This is a genomic window from Agrobacterium sp. 5Ca50 (assembly GCF_055381905.1).
This window is the reverse complement of sequence record NZ_AP026438.1, coordinates 1,504,930-1,519,707: the sequence shown is the minus strand read 5'-3', so window position 1 is coordinate 1,519,707 and position 14,778 is coordinate 1,504,930. Positions and strand designations below refer to the sequence as shown.

General features: G+C 57.7%; 14 protein-coding genes. 11 read left to right on the top strand and 3 right to left on the bottom strand.

Features of this window, described 5'->3' with window-relative positions:
* Positions 1-53 precede the first annotated feature (53 nt).
* Positions 54-1,169 carry a metallophosphoesterase gene (locus tag ACZ5FM_RS07360; protein ID WP_464040437.1) on the top strand — a complete coding sequence of 372 codons (1,116 nt, stop codon included), beginning with the start codon at positions 54-56 and terminating at the stop codon, positions 1,167-1,169.
* Between the two features lie 55 nt (positions 1,170-1,224).
* Here ACZ5FM_RS07360 and ACZ5FM_RS07355 read toward each other — a convergent pair whose 3' ends face one another.
* Entirely contained in the window at positions 1,225-2,145 is a 921-nt protein-coding gene (locus ACZ5FM_RS07355; protein ID WP_464040188.1) for a LysR family transcriptional regulator, read from the bottom strand.
* Positions 2,146-2,295: 150 nt separating this feature from the next.
* Here ACZ5FM_RS07355 and ACZ5FM_RS07350 point away from each other — a divergent pair, with 150 nt between their 5' ends.
* The 4 genes from ACZ5FM_RS07350 to ACZ5FM_RS07335 all read left to right on the top strand — a co-directional run bounded on the left by ACZ5FM_RS07350 (position 2,296) and on the right by ACZ5FM_RS07335 (position 5,406).
* Positions 2,296-3,468 carry an MFS transporter gene (locus ACZ5FM_RS07350; RefSeq protein WP_464040187.1) on the top strand — a complete coding sequence of 391 codons (1,173 nt, stop codon included), beginning with the start codon at positions 2,296-2,298 and terminating at the stop codon, positions 3,466-3,468.
* Positions 3,469-3,569: 101 nt separating this feature from the next.
* On the top strand, positions 3,570-4,109 hold the full coding sequence (locus tag ACZ5FM_RS07345; RefSeq protein ID WP_464040186.1) for a DUF4269 domain-containing protein: 540 nt from the start codon (positions 3,570-3,572) through the stop codon (positions 4,107-4,109).
* Between the two features lie 305 nt (positions 4,110-4,414).
* Positions 4,415-5,185 (top strand): hypothetical protein, encoded by a 771-nt coding sequence (locus ACZ5FM_RS07340; RefSeq protein WP_464040185.1) that lies wholly within the window; start codon positions 4,415-4,417, stop codon positions 5,183-5,185.
* A gap of 35 nt (positions 5,186-5,220) precedes the next feature.
* The gene (locus ACZ5FM_RS07335) at positions 5,221-5,406 is read left to right on the top strand and encodes a hypothetical protein (RefSeq protein ID WP_464040184.1); all 186 of its coding nucleotides are present in this window, start codon (positions 5,221-5,223) and stop codon (positions 5,404-5,406) included.
* A 203-nt stretch (positions 5,407-5,609) separates the two neighbouring features.
* Here ACZ5FM_RS07335 and ACZ5FM_RS07330 read toward each other — a convergent pair whose 3' ends face one another.
* Positions 5,610-5,972: an endonuclease domain-containing protein gene (locus tag ACZ5FM_RS07330; RefSeq protein WP_192491394.1), complete on the bottom strand. Its 363-nt coding sequence runs from the start codon at positions 5,970-5,972 to the stop codon at positions 5,610-5,612.
* A gap of 525 nt (positions 5,973-6,497) precedes the next feature.
* On the opposite strand from ACZ5FM_RS07330, the gene pdxR reads away from it, so the two are divergent.
* The 3 genes from pdxR (at position 6,498) to ACZ5FM_RS07315 (ending at position 9,602) form a co-directional block, all read left to right on the top strand.
* Entirely contained in the window at positions 6,498-7,940 is a 1,443-nt protein-coding gene (gene pdxR / locus ACZ5FM_RS07325; protein WP_464040183.1) for a MocR-like pyridoxine biosynthesis transcription factor PdxR, read from the top strand.
* Positions 7,941-8,063: 123 nt separating this feature from the next.
* Complete coding sequence (locus ACZ5FM_RS07320) at positions 8,064-8,696, top strand: LysE family translocator (RefSeq protein ID WP_464040182.1); 633 nt, start codon at positions 8,064-8,066, stop codon at positions 8,694-8,696.
* Positions 8,697-8,708: 12 nt separating this feature from the next.
* Positions 8,709-9,602: a dihydrodipicolinate synthase family protein gene (locus ACZ5FM_RS07315; protein ID WP_464040181.1), complete on the top strand. Its 894-nt coding sequence runs from the start codon at positions 8,709-8,711 to the stop codon at positions 9,600-9,602.
* 1,203 nt (positions 9,603-10,805) lie between these two features.
* On the opposite strand, the gene ACZ5FM_RS07310 is transcribed toward ACZ5FM_RS07315, so the two are convergent.
* Positions 10,806-11,699, bottom strand: a complete 894-nt coding sequence (locus tag ACZ5FM_RS07310; protein WP_464040180.1) for a LysR family transcriptional regulator — start codon at positions 11,697-11,699, stop codon at positions 10,806-10,808.
* A gap of 125 nt (positions 11,700-11,824) precedes the next feature.
* Between ACZ5FM_RS07310 and ACZ5FM_RS07305 the strand changes: the two genes are divergently transcribed.
* The 3 genes from ACZ5FM_RS07305 to ACZ5FM_RS07295 are packed head-to-tail and all read left to right on the top strand — an operon-like array spanning position 11,825 to position 14,617.
* The gene (locus tag ACZ5FM_RS07305) at positions 11,825-13,012 is read left to right on the top strand and encodes an MFS transporter (RefSeq protein ID WP_259146395.1); all 1,188 of its coding nucleotides are present in this window, start codon (positions 11,825-11,827) and stop codon (positions 13,010-13,012) included.
* Complete coding sequence (locus ACZ5FM_RS07300; protein WP_464040179.1) at positions 13,009-13,488, top strand: cyclophilin-like fold protein; 480 nt, start codon at positions 13,009-13,011, stop codon at positions 13,486-13,488. The genes ACZ5FM_RS07305 and ACZ5FM_RS07300 overlap by 4 nt, the downstream gene beginning before the upstream one ends.
* A gap of 43 nt (positions 13,489-13,531) precedes the next feature.
* Positions 13,532-14,617, top strand: coding sequence for an alpha/beta hydrolase (locus ACZ5FM_RS07295; RefSeq protein WP_464040178.1), 1,086 nt, complete (start codon positions 13,532-13,534; stop codon positions 14,615-14,617).
* Positions 14,618-14,778 lie beyond the last annotated feature (161 nt).

The following is a 14,778-nucleotide window of genomic DNA, read 5'->3' as shown; positions in this document are numbered from 1 at the left end:
AACCTGCTTCCCCGTGGAAGTTGTTTTTTCAGGATGATGTCCTTTTGTTCCAAGTGTTTGATCTGTTTAAACTGGCACTTTGCCTTTACGTTATTGTCAGAACCATCGTGCCGCTGCCGACCTCACGGTTGGTCAAGATCATCGTCGCCGTGGCGCTGGTGGTTATTTCGCAGCATCACCTGATTACCCGTGTCACCACCGGCAACATGTTTTCGCCCGAGGTGCCGCGTGCAGTGATGATATCAGTCAATATCGGCTTCGTGTTCATCGTGCTGGCGGCAATGCTGCAGCTGCTTAGCGACATCATCTCCGTGCTGATCGCTTTGGTGAAACGTCGGCAGGTGCGTGTGTCACTGACGGCACGCGCCATTATCATTGCACTGTCGCTGGGGCTTTCCAGCTACGGCGTGTCACAGGCGCTGCGCGTGCCTTCGCTGAAAGAAGTCACACTGGAGATCAAGGGCCTGCCGCAGCAGTTTGACGGTTACCGCCTTGTGCAGCTGACCGACCTGCATTTGAGCCGGCTGTTTCAACGGGAATGGGCCGAAGCGACCGTGACCGCCACCAATGCCATTGGTGCCGACCTTATCGTGATCACCGGCGATCTGATCGATGGCACGATTGAGGCGCGCAAAAACGATGTGCCGCCGCTGGGTAATCTGCGCGCGCCTGACGGTGTCTGGGTTATTCCCGGCAATCACGAATATTATTTCGGTCGTCCGGAATGGATGGCGCAGTTCAAGGCGCTGGGCATGCAGGTGCTGGAAAACCAGCACACGCTGATTACCCGTGATGGCGCCAGCTTTACTTTGGCTGGTGTGACTGACCGCCGCGCACCGGACTTTGGCCAGGAAGGCCCAAATATTGATAAGGCATTGGCCGGCTCCCCGCCTGACAACAGTGTTATTCTGCTGGACCACCAGCCGCGTTTTGCACCGGATGCGGCAGCCAAAGGGGTTGACATGCAGCTGTCTGGCCACACCCATGGCGGCATGATCTGGGGTTTTGACCGCATCGTTGCCATGTTCAACAACGGCTTTGTCTCCGGTCGTTATCAGGTGGGTGACATGCAGCTTTACGTCAACAATGGCACGGCGCTGTGGATCGGTTTTGCGGTGCGGCTGGGTGTGCCATCGGAACTGACGGTCATCACGCTCAAATCCGTCTGACGCCATTTCGTTGGCCTAAACTCAAAAAAACGGCGCCTCCTCAGGCGCCGTTTTGTTATCTCGATGTCTGCGTCGCATCATCCAGAAAGGCGCGAAGCCGTGGGGTCATGAAATCCAGAAAGGCCCGCACGCGGTGTGGCAGGCGTTCGCCGCCCATGAACAGCGCATGCAGGTCTTCCGTATCGCCCGCCACCTCATGGCGCAGAATTTCCACCAGCGCGCCGGAGCGCAGATCATCCCTGATGTGATATTCACCGAGCTGCGCAATACCCATGCCCATGACAGTCATGCGCCGCACGGATTCTCCGTTATTGCCGAGCAGAATGGCGCCGGGTGAATAATCCCAGATACGGCGGCTGGTGCGCGGTGCGGAAATCTGTTTCGAGCGGCGAAAATTGAAACCAAGGCAGCGGTGGTTTTTCAGGTCCTGCAGGTTTTGCGGCACGCCGTGCTCTCTCAGATAGGCCGGTGACGCCACCACCCGGCGCTGCGCGGTGCCAAGCTTGGCAGAGGTGAGCGAGGAGTCCCCAAGATTGCCGATGCGAAAGGCCACGTCGGTACGGTCGAGATAGAGATCGACAATCTCGTCCGACAAGGACAGGTCGACAACGATGTTGGGGTGCAGCGCCCAGAACTGCGGCAGCAGCGGCTCTACCGCCACGGTGGCAAACCCGACCGAGGAGGTCACGCGCACCACCCCGCCACTGGCGGCCGCGCCGCGCGACACGTCACGTTCAATATCATCCAGCTCTGCCAGCAGGCCCTGGCTGCGCTCATAATAACGCCTGCCCTCTGCCGTCAGCGACAGGCGGCGGGTGGACCGTTCCAGCAGCCGCACGCCCAGCCGTTCTTCCAGACGGCCGATCAGTTTTGAGACATTGGAGGGGGTGATGTTCAACTGGCGGGCGGCCTCGGAAAAATTTCCGGTTTCCACCACTCGCACAAACACATCCATCTCGCCAGCGCGGTTATCCATAGTCATGTCCATTTGTGAATATGGTTCATAGATGTGATGCCGCGAAACCGCGTTGTCAAGCGCGGTGTATCACCCTATTTTTCCTGTCATATTTGGCTTTCAAAAACGCTTCGCCTTCTCCCAAGCGGCGATAAATACCTTGATCGAGGAATGATGATGGAAAAGACCGGACCTAACTGGCCGTTGCTTGCCTTGGCCGTGGGCGCCTTTGGCATTGGCGTTACCGAATTTGCGCCCATGGGCATGTTGCCCGTTATTGCTGATGGTGTTGATGTGTCCATCCCGTCGGCCGGGTTGCTGGTCAGCGCCTATGCCGTAGGGGTTATGGTGGGTGCGCCCTTCATGACGCTGCTGTTTTCGCGTTTTGGCAAACGCACGGCGTTGATTGCGCTGATGAGCATTTTCACCCTTGGCAATGTGCTGTCGGCCTTTGCGCCAGATTACTGGACATTGCTGATTGCCCGCGTGGTAACCAGCCTCAACCATGGTGCATTTTTCGGGCTTGGTGCCGTGGTGGCGGCAAGTCTTGTGCGGCCGGAAAAACAGGCAACCGCCGTTGCCACGATGTTCATGGGCCTGACCATTGCCAATATTGGCGGTGTGCCAGTGGCCACCTGGATCGGCCAGCAGATTGGCTGGCGTGAGGCTTTTGGCGCAACGGCGCTGCTGGGCATTATCACCATGGGTGGTCTGGCGCTTGCGCTGCCGAAAAGTGCTGCTGGCAAACGGCCTGATGTGCGCCGTGAACTGCAGGTGATGATGCGGCCTGACGTGCTGTTGCCGCTGTTGACCACCGTGCTCGGTGCTAGCGCCATGTTTGTGCTTTACACCTATGTCGCGCCAATCCTGCAAAACCAGACCGGCGCATCGGAAGGTTTCATTACCATTGCGCTGGTGCTGATTGGCGTTGGTTTCACCATTGGCAATTATGTCGGCGGTCGTGCAGCCGACTGGTCGCTGACCGGTGCCGCCTCGATGTTTCTGGCGCTGCTGTCGCTGATGATGTTCCTGTCGCCCTTGCTGCTGGGCACCCATATCGGTGCGGCCATCACGCTGGTCATCTGGGGCATGGCGGCCTTTGCCATTGTGCCACCGTTGCAGATGCGGGTGATGCAGGCGGCGTCTGAAGCGCCGGGGCTCGCCTCCTCCATCAATATCGGTGCCTTCAACCTTGGCAATGCCATTGGTGCGGGTATTGGCGGCATGGTGATCAATGCCGGTGTTGACTACGCCTATGTGCCGGTGGCCGGTGGTGTGGCGGCCCTTGCCGCACTGGCACTGGTGCAGATCAGCCGCCGCCTTCCCCAGGCACAGGCCTGCTGATAAGACAGGTTGAATGAAGACAAGACACCGCGCCGGACACTGTCTTGCACAGTCCGGCGCGGTGTTTTTACGTCAACAGGTCAACAATACTGGAACTCACCATGAACCGGCCGCACTACAGCCACGCCATTCAACGGTTGGGCATTCTGGACGATCTTGGCGCTTACGATCCGCATGTGGCTGGCACACCGCCGCTTGGCGTACATACAGACACCAGCGACATTGATATATTGTGCTGCGCGCCTGACGCGGACGTGTTTCTTGACACGATAGTGTCTCTCTACAGCAACCACGCCGGCTTCAGCTGTTGGCAGTGGGTGTCCGGTGACCGGCCATTGATTGCCACTTTTCATGCTGAGGGCTGGGAGTTTGAAATCTATGCCAGCCCGCAGCCAGTAAAACAGCAGGCAGGCTGGCGACACTTTACCATTGAACAGCGCTTGCTTGCTTTGGGCGGCGAGGCTTTCAAAGCAAAGATCATGTCACTGCGCAGTGAAGGCTACAAAACCGAACCGGCCTTCTGGGCTGCACTTGGCTTTGCTTCACATACCCATGGCAATGCCTATTCGGGCATGCTGGAACTGTGTAACGACACAGATGAAGCTCTTGTCGATAGGCTTAAACAAGCAGGCTTTGTTTAAACGCGGCATATTTTCTTAAACGCCACGCGCTGCGCAACTCTATTTTTGCGCCTTTTGTTGCGATTTGTATCGTTTTGCTACGGTCTAACAGGACAGACGTGTCATTTAGACTCGTTCTCCCGCATTTTTTGCGTTCAAAACTTAAGAAAAAAGTCTTCGCTTAAAATTGTAGTGAATTACTACAACTCATTTCAACTGATGGTGGGCATATTGCCCTCAACAGCACGCGAATGACGAGCGTGGACTACCCGGCATGAAGCCACTTTCTAAACCCTATACTTCATCAATACTTTTAGAGAGCAGACATGCCTAGCATTACCGCCAACATTCCATCCCTGAACGCCCAGGCCAATCTTTCGCGTACACAGTCCAAACTCGCTTCCGTGGCCTCAAGCCTGTCTTCCCGCGCGCTTGGCTTAGGCACAAACAACAATATTGCTGCTGAACTTGCGGCGCAGAAGGAACGCGCCAATGCCGCCCAGGCGGCCAATGCCGCCCACAACGCCACCATCACCAAGGGACAGACTGAAGAAGCCAACCTTGCAAACAGCGGCGATATCATCAACAAAATGTCCGAGATGGTTCGCTCTGCCATCGGCGCCACAGGGGCTGATCGTGATGCAATCAACGGAGAACTCTCCAGCCTCAAGAACGAATTGCAGGGTCTGGCCAGCACCTCCAGCAGTGGCGCACTGAACACGTCTTACCAAACTGCCAGCGGCACCTCCTACCACGCGGTGAATTCTGCCGCGGGACAGGGTTCGCGCGAAATCAGCGTTTCAGCGTCGACAACCAACGAAGAACTCTTCGACATGATATCGGCTCTTGGCAGCATGCAGAAGGACGTTACCGCTGCACGCAACCAAAACGGTGAAACACTGACGCAGGAACTGACCAGCCAGACAAACGCCCTGACACAGTCTGCAAAGGATGCCGGTCTCAACGTTGCCAACCTTGATCAGGCTGACACCAGCGCGCTGAGAGAGCGCGCCCGGTTGGCAATGGAAGAGTTGCAAAAGACAAGCCTTTCCATGGCCAACAACAACCTAACCGCGATCAGACAGCTTCTCAGGTAATATCCGGCTGAACTGAAGAAGTGGAGAATGCGTGAGTGACCCTCACGCATTCTTTTTTTATGGCGTTTTTTAAGGGTACAGAGTTGACGCCTGTGCCTGACCACGCCTCCAAGCAGGCTGGCGTGCGCTGTCTCCACATTGATGAGCCGGGCGTGTTTGACGAGGCGCGGTTTACCGAGCGGGTGAAACAGGCGAGTGTCTTGCCGGGCGAGACGATTTGAGGGTGATGTCAGGGTCGGGACCCCTCACCCGAAAAATCTATGACTTAGCAAGCTAAGACCATGATTTTTCTTCCTCTCCCACAAGGGGAGAGGTAGGGGCGCCAGTGGCACGGCACCCGCCTTATCTCTCCCCTTGTGGGAGAGAAAGCGATTTCAACATCTTAAGGCAAAGCCATAAGTGTTAGAAATCGCAAGTGAGGGGTCTATTTCACAAGCCCTGAAGCATGTGACAGAATGGAAAGACAAACAAAGTCGAGATTGCGTTCTATCTCGTCATTCCAGAAACGCAGGGTCGTAAAACCTTGCTCACGGAAAAACGCATCACGCTGACGGTCTGCATCGCTTAGCGCGTGTTGAGAGCCATCCACCTCGACAATCAATCTGGCATCGAAGCAGACGAAATCGAGAATACAGTTGTGCATCGGCACCTGCCGGCGGAACTTCAAGCCCTCCAGTTTGCCGCCACGAATGACCTGCCACAACATGTTTTCCGCTAGCGTCGAATCCTTGCGCATCGTCCTGGCGCGTAGGCGGTTTACGGGCGGTGGCTGGTGATGATGTGCCATGCGTCGGTCTCAGTTGTATCGGCGCAGGATGAAATCTTTCGTTGCGGAAATCAACATAGGCTCAGCTTGGAAATTTATGACTTGGCAGGCTTGGAAAGCACCAACCCCTCACCAAGAAAATCTACGACTTAGCTGAAGCTAAGACCGTGATTTTCTGTCCTCTCCCACAAGGGTAGAGGTAAGGGCGCCAGCGGCACGACATTACCTCATCAGGAACGCTCAGGATGCGCCTCAAGGGGGCGGGCCCACCCATCTCTCCCCTTGTGGGAGAGAAAGCGATTTCAACATCTTAAGGTGCAGCCATAAGTGTTAGAAATCGCAAGTGAGGGGGTCACGTTCAAGTCGGTACCTAAGCGTTATGAGCGCCACGTAAAACCTACCCCTCACCTGAAAAATCTATCACTTAGCGAGCTAAGACGATGATTTTTCTTCCTCTCCCACAGGGGTAGAGGTAAGGGCGAAAACCCGCCCCCTTGACACCACCCCCAAACTGGCTCTCATTTCAATTCCGTTTTCACATATAAGGTGGGCCAGTTGGTGCAGGGTAACAACAAGGTGGGCACGGCGCGTGGCATTTATCTGGGCCTGCGCCAGCAGATTGCCAGCGGCGTTTATGCGCCAGGCAGCAGCCTGCCATCCAGCCGGGCGCTGGCGGAAGAGCTGGGTGTTTCGCGCACCACCGTGACCACGGCATTCGAGCAGCTGATATCAGAGGGCTATGTGCTGGTGCGCCAGGGCGCACGGCCGGTGGTCAACGACAACATGGCCGGCGATGATGGCGAGGTACCCCACAAGGTCAGCACCGCGACACCAGGGCTTTCCGCCTATGCCGAGCGCACCATAGCACTGCCGCAAAGCCACCTGCCCGCCCGGCCCGGCCTGCGCTACGACTTTCGTTATGGCGATGTTTCGCCTGACGATTTTCCCAAACTGGCATGGCGCAAGGCGCTGACATCGGCCGTTTTGACCCGCCGCGAACGGCTGGGTTACGGCGACCCCGCCGGCAGCGAGGCGTTGCGGCAGGCCTTGCAGGGCTATCTGTGGCGGGCACGCGGCATAAATTGCGATTACAGGCAGATTGTTGTCGTCAATGGCTCGCAACAGGCGCTGGATCTGTGCGCGCGGGCGCTGGTGAACCCCGGCGACCGCGTTGTGGTGGAAGAGCCCTGTTACGCCATGGCGCGCAATGTGTTCACAACCATCGGTGCGGAGCCATTGCCGGTGGCCTGTGATGCCGATGGCATAGACACCACACAACTGCCGCAACCCGGCCAACACCGGCTGGCCTTTGTGACACCCAGCCACCAGTTTCCGCTGGGTGGCGTGTTGTCTGCCGGGCGGCGGCGCGAACTTGTCGACTGGGCGGAAAGCGGCAACGCCTATATTCTCGAAGATGATTATGACGGCGAGTACCGTTATGACGTGCGGCCGATTGCGCCGCTGTATCTTTCTGGCCGTGGCCGGGTGATCTATATTGGCACCGTGTCCAAAACCCTGTCGCCCACCCTGCGGCTTGGTTACATGGTGCTGCCGCCGGGCCTTGCGGAACCGTTTACCCGCATAAAACAGCTGGTCGATCGACAAGCGCCGACCTTTGAACAGGATGCGCTGGCGGCGCTGATTGAAAGCGGTGCCTATGAACGGCATGTGCGCAAGATGCGGCGGCTGAACGGCGAAAGACGCCAAGCCTTTCTCGACGTCATGCACGAGGTGTTTGGCGTGCGGGTGGAGATTGTCGGCACCTCAGCCGGGTTGCATGTGGTGGTGTGGTTCAATGGCTTGAAATCCAGTGACGAGGCAAGGCTGGCAGAGGCCGCTTTGCTGGCCGGCATTGGTATTTATCCGGTGTCGCGGCTTTACAGCGAAGCCTCTGAGCGGCGGGCCGGGTTTGTGTTCGGTTATGCCACCATGCCGGTGCAGAACATTCCGGACGGTGTGCGGCTGCTGGGCCGGGTGCTGGCCGCTTAGGCTTTTAAAAACCGGCAGCCAACTGGACTGATATTTTTATCGAAAACTGGCGCTTCTGGTCTGCCAGCCATCTGTTTATTGCTGCTTCAAACAAAGCCTGCACCCTGATTTCGGAACGCATCCATGCCCGTTGATATCAACCAGCTTCTGATTGTTTTTACCGCCTATATCATTGCCGCCGGCAGCCCCGGCCCCAGCAATATGCGCATTATGGGCGTGGCAATGAATGATGGCCGCAAAGCGGGTCTGGCCATTGCATCCGGCGTGGTCACCGGCTCGATTTTCTGGGGGCTGATGGCAGCATCAGGCGTCTCGGCGATTTTAAAGACCTATCCCGGCGCCATTGTTGGTCTGCAGATTTTTGGCGGGCTTTACCTGCTGTTTCTGGCCTTCAAGGCGGCGCGTGCTGCGGCTGCGCCAGACCGGCCGGTGTCTCTGGACAGTGACCGGGTGGTGCCCTCCATGGGCGCGCTTTACCGGCGCGGCCTGCTGATGCACCTGATGAACCCAAAATCCATTCTGGCGTGGATTGCACTGATGACGCTTGGTCTGGGGTCGCAGGCCTCCACCACGGGTGTGGTGATTATTCTGGCCGGTTGCGCGGTGCTCAGCGTGACGATTTTCTGCGGCTACGCCATCGTGTTTTCCACCGGGCCGATGGTGCGGCTCTACCGCCGCGCCCGCCGCTGGATTGAAGGGGTGCTGGCGCTATCCTTCGGCCTTGCCGGTTTGAAACTTCTCCTGTCACGCATTTGAAAGCCAATTCCCATGTCGCTTTTTGACGGCCTTTCGGCATTTCCCATCACGCCCACCGATGCAGCTGGCCGGGTGGACACAGACGCGCTGGCGCGCATTCTGACCCGCATTCGTGACGCTAAAGTGCACTCGATTGGCCTGCTTGGCAGCACGGGCGGCTATGCCTTTTTAAACCGCGAGGAACGCCGCCGGGCGGTGGACTGCGCCATCAACACCGTGGGTGGCGACATTCCCGTGATTGTTGGGGTTGGCGCGCTGCGCACCGATGAGGCACAGGCCTTGGCGCGCGATGCCAAGGCGGCCGGTGCAAACGGCTTGTTGCTGGCGCCGGTGTCCTACACGCCGCTGCGCGATGAGGAAGTCTACACGCATTTTGTAGCAGTGGCTGGGGCCGGCCAGTTGCCCATGGCGATCTACAACAATCCCGGCGCAACGCGTTTCACCTTTCCGCGGGCGCTGATTGCGCGCCTGGCGCAACTGCCCAACGTCGTTGCGGTAAAAATGCCCCTGCCCGATGGCGATGATTTTGCCGGTGAACTGGCGGCCATCAGGGCCGCCACGCCCGCATCCTTCAAGGTCGGGTATAGCGGCGACTGGGGCTGCGCCGCCGCGCTTTTGGCCGGAGGCGACACCTGGTATTCCGTCATTGCCGGGTTGCTGCCGGTGGAAACACTGGCCTTGGCGCAGGCGTCACTGGATGGTGATAGCGTGAAGGCCGGTCAGCTCAATGCCGCCTTTGCACCGCTCTGGGTGCTGTTCAAGGAGTTTGGCAGTTTTCGGGTGATGTTTGTGATTGCCGAGCTTTTGGGCCTTGGCACATTTGCCCCGCCACTGCCGATCCTGCCGCTGGACGACGATGCGCGCACTCGCATCAAGGCGGCGTTGGATGGTTTGCAGGTACAGTGAGTCCTGACCCACGAGGCTAGAGGCAGGGGTGGAACTAGTACCCCAACCTACCTCATCTCTGTCCTCGGGTCAGGCCCGAGGACGAGGCATGAGGCTGGGTGGAGCAACGTCAGTCCCAATAATAGAGGACGCGACGTAGCCCTGACGGCATCTGAAAAACCAATCTCACTCAACCGAAGATAGATTTTCAACCTAACGCCAAGACCTGCCATCAGTCTACAATTTGCGAAAATTGTAGCGTCCGACATGTTGCAGCGAAAAAGCGTATTAGCCGTTCTGGACAAGCTCCAGATGAGCGTTGTTGCCCATCAAAATTATACAAATAAGGAAAAGCGCAATAAATACAGAGGCGGCAAAACCCGCATAGACCTTAGGTGACATTGTAACATACCCCCACAACCAAGGATAGATTTCAGAATTAACGCAAAGCGTGCAATTGGTCTAGTCCCTAAGCAAACTTTAATTTACGGTAGGTTGTAGTGCGGTGTATTTCTCACAAGACTTGTCGTGCGTGATTGACCGCTACCACGCGGATTGTTGCAGGCCGTTCCAATCGGCCACCCAGGCGACATAGTTGACGCCCAGCATGACAAAAGAGTCTCGTCAGCCAAAGACTTGAGCTGGCATGGTTTCCTGTGACAGGTACAGGAAAGAGGGCCAGTTGGGGTGGCGAGGATCTAACCACGCTAACCAGACATATTGCGGTTGCGGATAGGTGGTTAGATCCCAGGGACAGGCCCTGGGATGACGTCGAATGGACGGAGCGGTCTGATCAAACCAAAACCCCTCACCTGAAAAATCTATCACTTAGCAAGCTAAGATGATGATTTTTCTTCCTCTCCCACAAGGGTAGAGGGAGGGAGTGCCGGTGGCAGCCACATACTCCCCCTCATCTCTGTGCTCGTCACAGGGGTCCAGGCCCAGCCCAAGTCCTTGGGATGTAAAGACTCTTCTCGCCGCGCAGACGCGCGTCGACTGGATGCCTGTGACATCCCTCGGGTCAAGCCCGAGGACGAGGCATGAGGGCCAGATGGGGTGGCCCTCGGTGTCAAACTATGTGCCAACCGCTTTCTCCAACGTCATCCTCGCCGCGGTAGTGAGTATCTAACCACACCGCTCAGACATGTTGCGGATAGGTGGTTAGATCCCAGGGACAGGCCCTGGGATGACGTGGAGTGGGTGGTTTGGTGGGCCGAACAGCCCTCACCCACGCTGGCGCAGTGCATCCACGACAACGGCCAGCGCCGGCGACATCTGCCGACGGCTGGGATAATAGAGATGGTAACCGGTAAATGGTGGGCTCCAGTCCGTGAGCACGCTGACCAGACGCCCGGCGGCAATATGGTCCGCCACCAGATTTTCCGGGACATAGGCGATGCCATACCCTTGCAGCGTGGCGTCAATCATCGCCACTGATGAATTGAAGGTCAGCTGCCCGTCCACCCGCACGCGAAGTTCACGGCCATCCTGTTCAAACTCCCAGGCGTAAAGACCACCCCATGTCGCCTGCCGGTGATTGATGCAGCTGTGGCCCACAAGGTCTTTGGGTGTTTCCGGTGCGGCATGGCGGGCAAAATAATCCGGGGATGCCACGGCAATCAGCCGCCAGTCGGGGCCGATGCGAACGGCGATCATGTCCTTGTCGACACTTTCGCCCAGTCTTACGCCAGCGTCAAAACGTTCCTCGACAATGTTGCGCATGCCATTGTCGCTATAAAGCTCGACCTTGACGTCCGGATATCGCGACAGGACATTGCCAAGCTTTGGCCAGACGGTGGTTTGCAGCGCATGATCCGACAGTGTGAGACGCACGGTACCAGACGGTTTTTCCCGAAATGCCACTAGGTTCGCCAGATCGGCTTCGATACCCTCAAACCGTGGCCCGATCGATAACAACAGACGCTCGCCCGCTTCTGTTGTGGCCACACTGCGGGTCGTTCTGGTCAGCAGGCGCACCCCAAGCCGCGTCTCAAGCTGCTTGATGGTGTGGCTGAGCGTGGATTGTGACGTGCCGAGCGTGGCGGCGGCCTTGGTGAAGCTCTGCTCTCTGGCAACCTCAACAAACCACAGCAGATCCTTCATGTCTTCGCGCAACATTGCTGGCCTCAATTCATATTGAATTTCGATAAGTCCATGCGGATTAGCATGGATTGTTCGAAAAGTCCTGCGCCAATATCTTTGTCTCACTGCAAGAGAGCGGATTGGGCTGAGGACAACATCTGATGACACTGACCTATCATGAAGACATTGAAGGCAGACGCGCCGCGTGGAGTGCCGTGCTTTCCATGACGCTATGCGTGTTCGTGCTGATTGCATCAGAGTTCATGCCGGTCAGTCTGCTGACGCCCATTGCCGTTGATCTTGGCGTATCGGAAGGCACGACCGGTCAGGCCATATCGGTGTCTGGCATCTTTGCCGTTCTGACCAGCCTGTTCATAGCCTCCCTCACCCGCAGGCTTGACCGGCGGGTCGTGGTGCTGGGCCTGACGGGGTTGCTGATTATATCAGGCATTATCGTGACCATTGCGCCATCCTTTACCCTGTTGATGGTCGGGCGCGCGCTGCTCGGCGTGTCGATCGGTGGTTTCTGGGCCATGTCGACAGCCATTGTCATGCGGCTGGTCTCTGCCCGCGAGGTGCCAAAGGCGCTGGCGCTGCTGAATGCGGGCAATGCCATTGCCGCCACCATTTCCGCGCCTCTTGGCAGCCTTCTCGGTGCCTATATCGGCTGGCGCGGCGCGTTCTTTCTGGTGGTGCCGATTGGGCTGCTTGCCCTGTTGTGGCAGTGGGTGCGGTTGCCTGCCCTTGCACCCCGCACTGACCGCCAGTCGCACAATGTTTTCAGGCTGTTGTTGCGCGTGCCTGTTGCCACCGGCATGGCGGCCATACTGCTGCTGTTTATGGGTCAGTTTACGCTGTTTACCTATCTGCGGCCATTTCTGGAGCAGGTCACGCAGGTCAGAATTGAAACGCTGTCGCTGTTCCTGCTGGTCATGGGCCTGTCGGGCGCGGCCGGAACGTGGATGATTGGCCGGCTTTTGCAACGCCGCCTGTTCAGCATTCTCGCCACCATTCCGCTGCTGATGGCCTGCATTGCCGGGCTGATGATTGCCGTTGGAGAACGGCCGGTTGCGGTCTTTGCCTGCCTTGTTGGCTGGGGTTTTCTAAGCACTGCAGCGCCTGTCGGCTGGGGTACGTGGTTGAGCCGCACACTGGCCGATGATGCCGAGGCAGGCGGCGGCCTGCAGGTCGCGGTCATTCAGTTGGCGATCACCGCCGGGGCATCGCTTGGCGGATTGGTGTTCGATGCCCTTGGATGGCGCTCGACATTTTCGATGAGTGCCCTGCTGCTGTGCGGCTCGTCGCTGTTGGCATTGGCCGCATGGCGGGTGACACGGAGGCCAGCATGACCGCACGCATTTCTCAAACCCAAAGACGGGCGCTGCTGGCCACCATTCTTGCCGCCTCCACTTTCCCCTGTCGCGCATTCAGCCAGCGCAGCCCCGGCAAAGAGACCAACAGGCAGGAGCAGATGGGCATGAGGATAGAGCTGAGTTTTGCAAACCGCACCATGACGGCAACGCTGTACGACAATGCCTCGGCGCGCGACTTTGCATCCATGCTGCCGCTTGACCTGAAGATCAGTGATTTTGGCGGCAATGAAAAGATTGCCTATTTGCCGCGCAAGCTGACCACAGAAGGTCATGGCCCCTTCGACAACGAACAGCCGTTTGACCTTTGTTATTACATGCCGTGGGGCAATCTGGCGATGTTCCACGGTGCCTACAAACATCCGGGCCTGATCCGGCTTGGCCGTTTTGATGATGGTTTTGAGGCACTTCTTGTGCCCGGTGAATTTGCGCTGCGCATTGAGCGCATCGGTTAAATCCAACCCCTTTTGCCCCCTTCCACGACACAGGAGACTTGCCATGAGCAACCACAAACAACCCACCGATGGCCACAATACCAGCCGCCGAAACCTGATGAAGGTTACCGCGTTGACGGCGGCAACCATGAGCCTGTTGCCGATGGCCGCGGGCGTGACACCAGCGCTGGCGCAGGACAATGCATGGGACAAGGTGTTTCCCAAAAGCGAAAATGTGGACCATCAGAAGGTGTCGTTCAAAAACCGCTACGGCATAACACTGGCCGGTGACTTGTACCTGCCAAAGAACCGCACAAGCGCACCTTTGGCTGCTCTGGTCATCAGCGGGCCGTTTGGCGCGGTCAAGGAACAGTCGTCAGGCCTTTATGCCCAGACCATGGCAGAACGCGGTTTTGCAGCGCTGGCCTTTGACCCGTCCTACACTGGTGAAAGCGGCGGGGAGCCGCGCAACATCGCCTCGCCCGATATCAACACTGAAGATTTCAGCGCGGCGGTGGATTACGTCGGCCTGCAAAGTTTTGTCGACCGCGAGCGCATTGGCGTTATCGGCATTTGCGGCTGGGGTGGCATGGCGCTGAATGCAGTTGCTGCGGACAAGCGCGTCAAGGCCGTGGTGGCCAGCACCATGTATGACATGACCCGCGTCATGTCCAAGGGCTACAATGACAGCGTGACACTGGAACAGCGCAGCCAGACACTGGAGCAACTGGGCCAGCAGCGCTGGCTGGATGCACAAAACGGTACCCCAGCCTACCAGCCAGCCTATAATGCCGAGGTAACGGCGGATTCACCTCAGTTCATGATCGATTACCATGATTATTACAGCACACCGCGTGGGTATCACGCCCGGGCGGTCAACTCTGGCAACGCATGGTCGCGCACCACGCCGCTGTCCTTCATGAATATGCCGATCCTGACCTATATTGCCGAGATTTCTCCGCGCCCGGTGATGCTGGTGCATGGCGAAAACGCCCATTCGCGTTACTTCAGCGAAACGGCGTTTGCCGCCGCCGCCGAACCGAAGGAACTGGTGATCGTGCCGGATGCCAACCACACGGATCTCTATGACCGGATGGACAAGATCCCGTTTGACCGCATTGCCGATTTCTTCGGCCAGCATCTGGCGTGACTATGCGGTGACATGGTTGGGTTAGCGGCACAGCGAGTGACGCCCCAACCACCCTCATTCCCGCGCTTGTTGCGGGAATCTAGTCATCCCCAGTCTTGGGGATGAAAAAGCTCTTCACGCCGCGCAGACGCGCGTTGGCTGGATGCTTGTGACAAGCACAA

Bases quoted from the DNA above. Each gene is read 5' to 3' on its own strand.
- ACZ5FM_RS07345 (WP_464040186.1), top strand. From the start codon at position 3,570: ATGAACCGGCCGCACTACAGCCACGCCATTCAACGGTTGGGCATTCTG.
- ACZ5FM_RS07315 (WP_464040181.1), top strand. From the start codon at position 8,709: ATGTCGCTTTTTGACGGCCTTTCGGCATTTCCCATCACGCCCACCGAT.
- ACZ5FM_RS07295 (WP_464040178.1), top strand. From the start codon at position 13,532: ATGAGCAACCACAAACAACCCACCGATGGCCACAATACCAGCCGCCGA.
- ACZ5FM_RS07300 (WP_464040179.1), top strand. From the start codon at position 13,009: ATGACCGCACGCATTTCTCAAACCCAAAGACGGGCGCTGCTGGCCACC.
- ACZ5FM_RS07310 (WP_464040180.1), bottom strand. From the start codon at position 11,699: ATGTTGCGCGAAGACATGAAGGATCTGCTGTGGTTTGTTGAGGTTGCC.
- ACZ5FM_RS07305 (WP_259146395.1), top strand. From the start codon at position 11,825: ATGACACTGACCTATCATGAAGACATTGAAGGCAGACGCGCCGCGTGG.
- ACZ5FM_RS07330 (WP_192491394.1), bottom strand. From the start codon at position 5,972: ATGGCACATCATCACCAGCCACCGCCCGTAAACCGCCTACGCGCCAGG.
- ACZ5FM_RS07320 (WP_464040182.1), top strand. From the start codon at position 8,064: ATGCCCGTTGATATCAACCAGCTTCTGATTGTTTTTACCGCCTATATC.
- ACZ5FM_RS07340 (WP_464040185.1), top strand. From the start codon at position 4,415: ATGCCTAGCATTACCGCCAACATTCCATCCCTGAACGCCCAGGCCAAT.
- ACZ5FM_RS07350 (WP_464040187.1), top strand. From the start codon at position 2,296: ATGATGATGGAAAAGACCGGACCTAACTGGCCGTTGCTTGCCTTGGCC.
- ACZ5FM_RS07355 (WP_464040188.1), bottom strand. From the start codon at position 2,145: ATGGATAACCGCGCTGGCGAGATGGATGTGTTTGTGCGAGTGGTGGAA.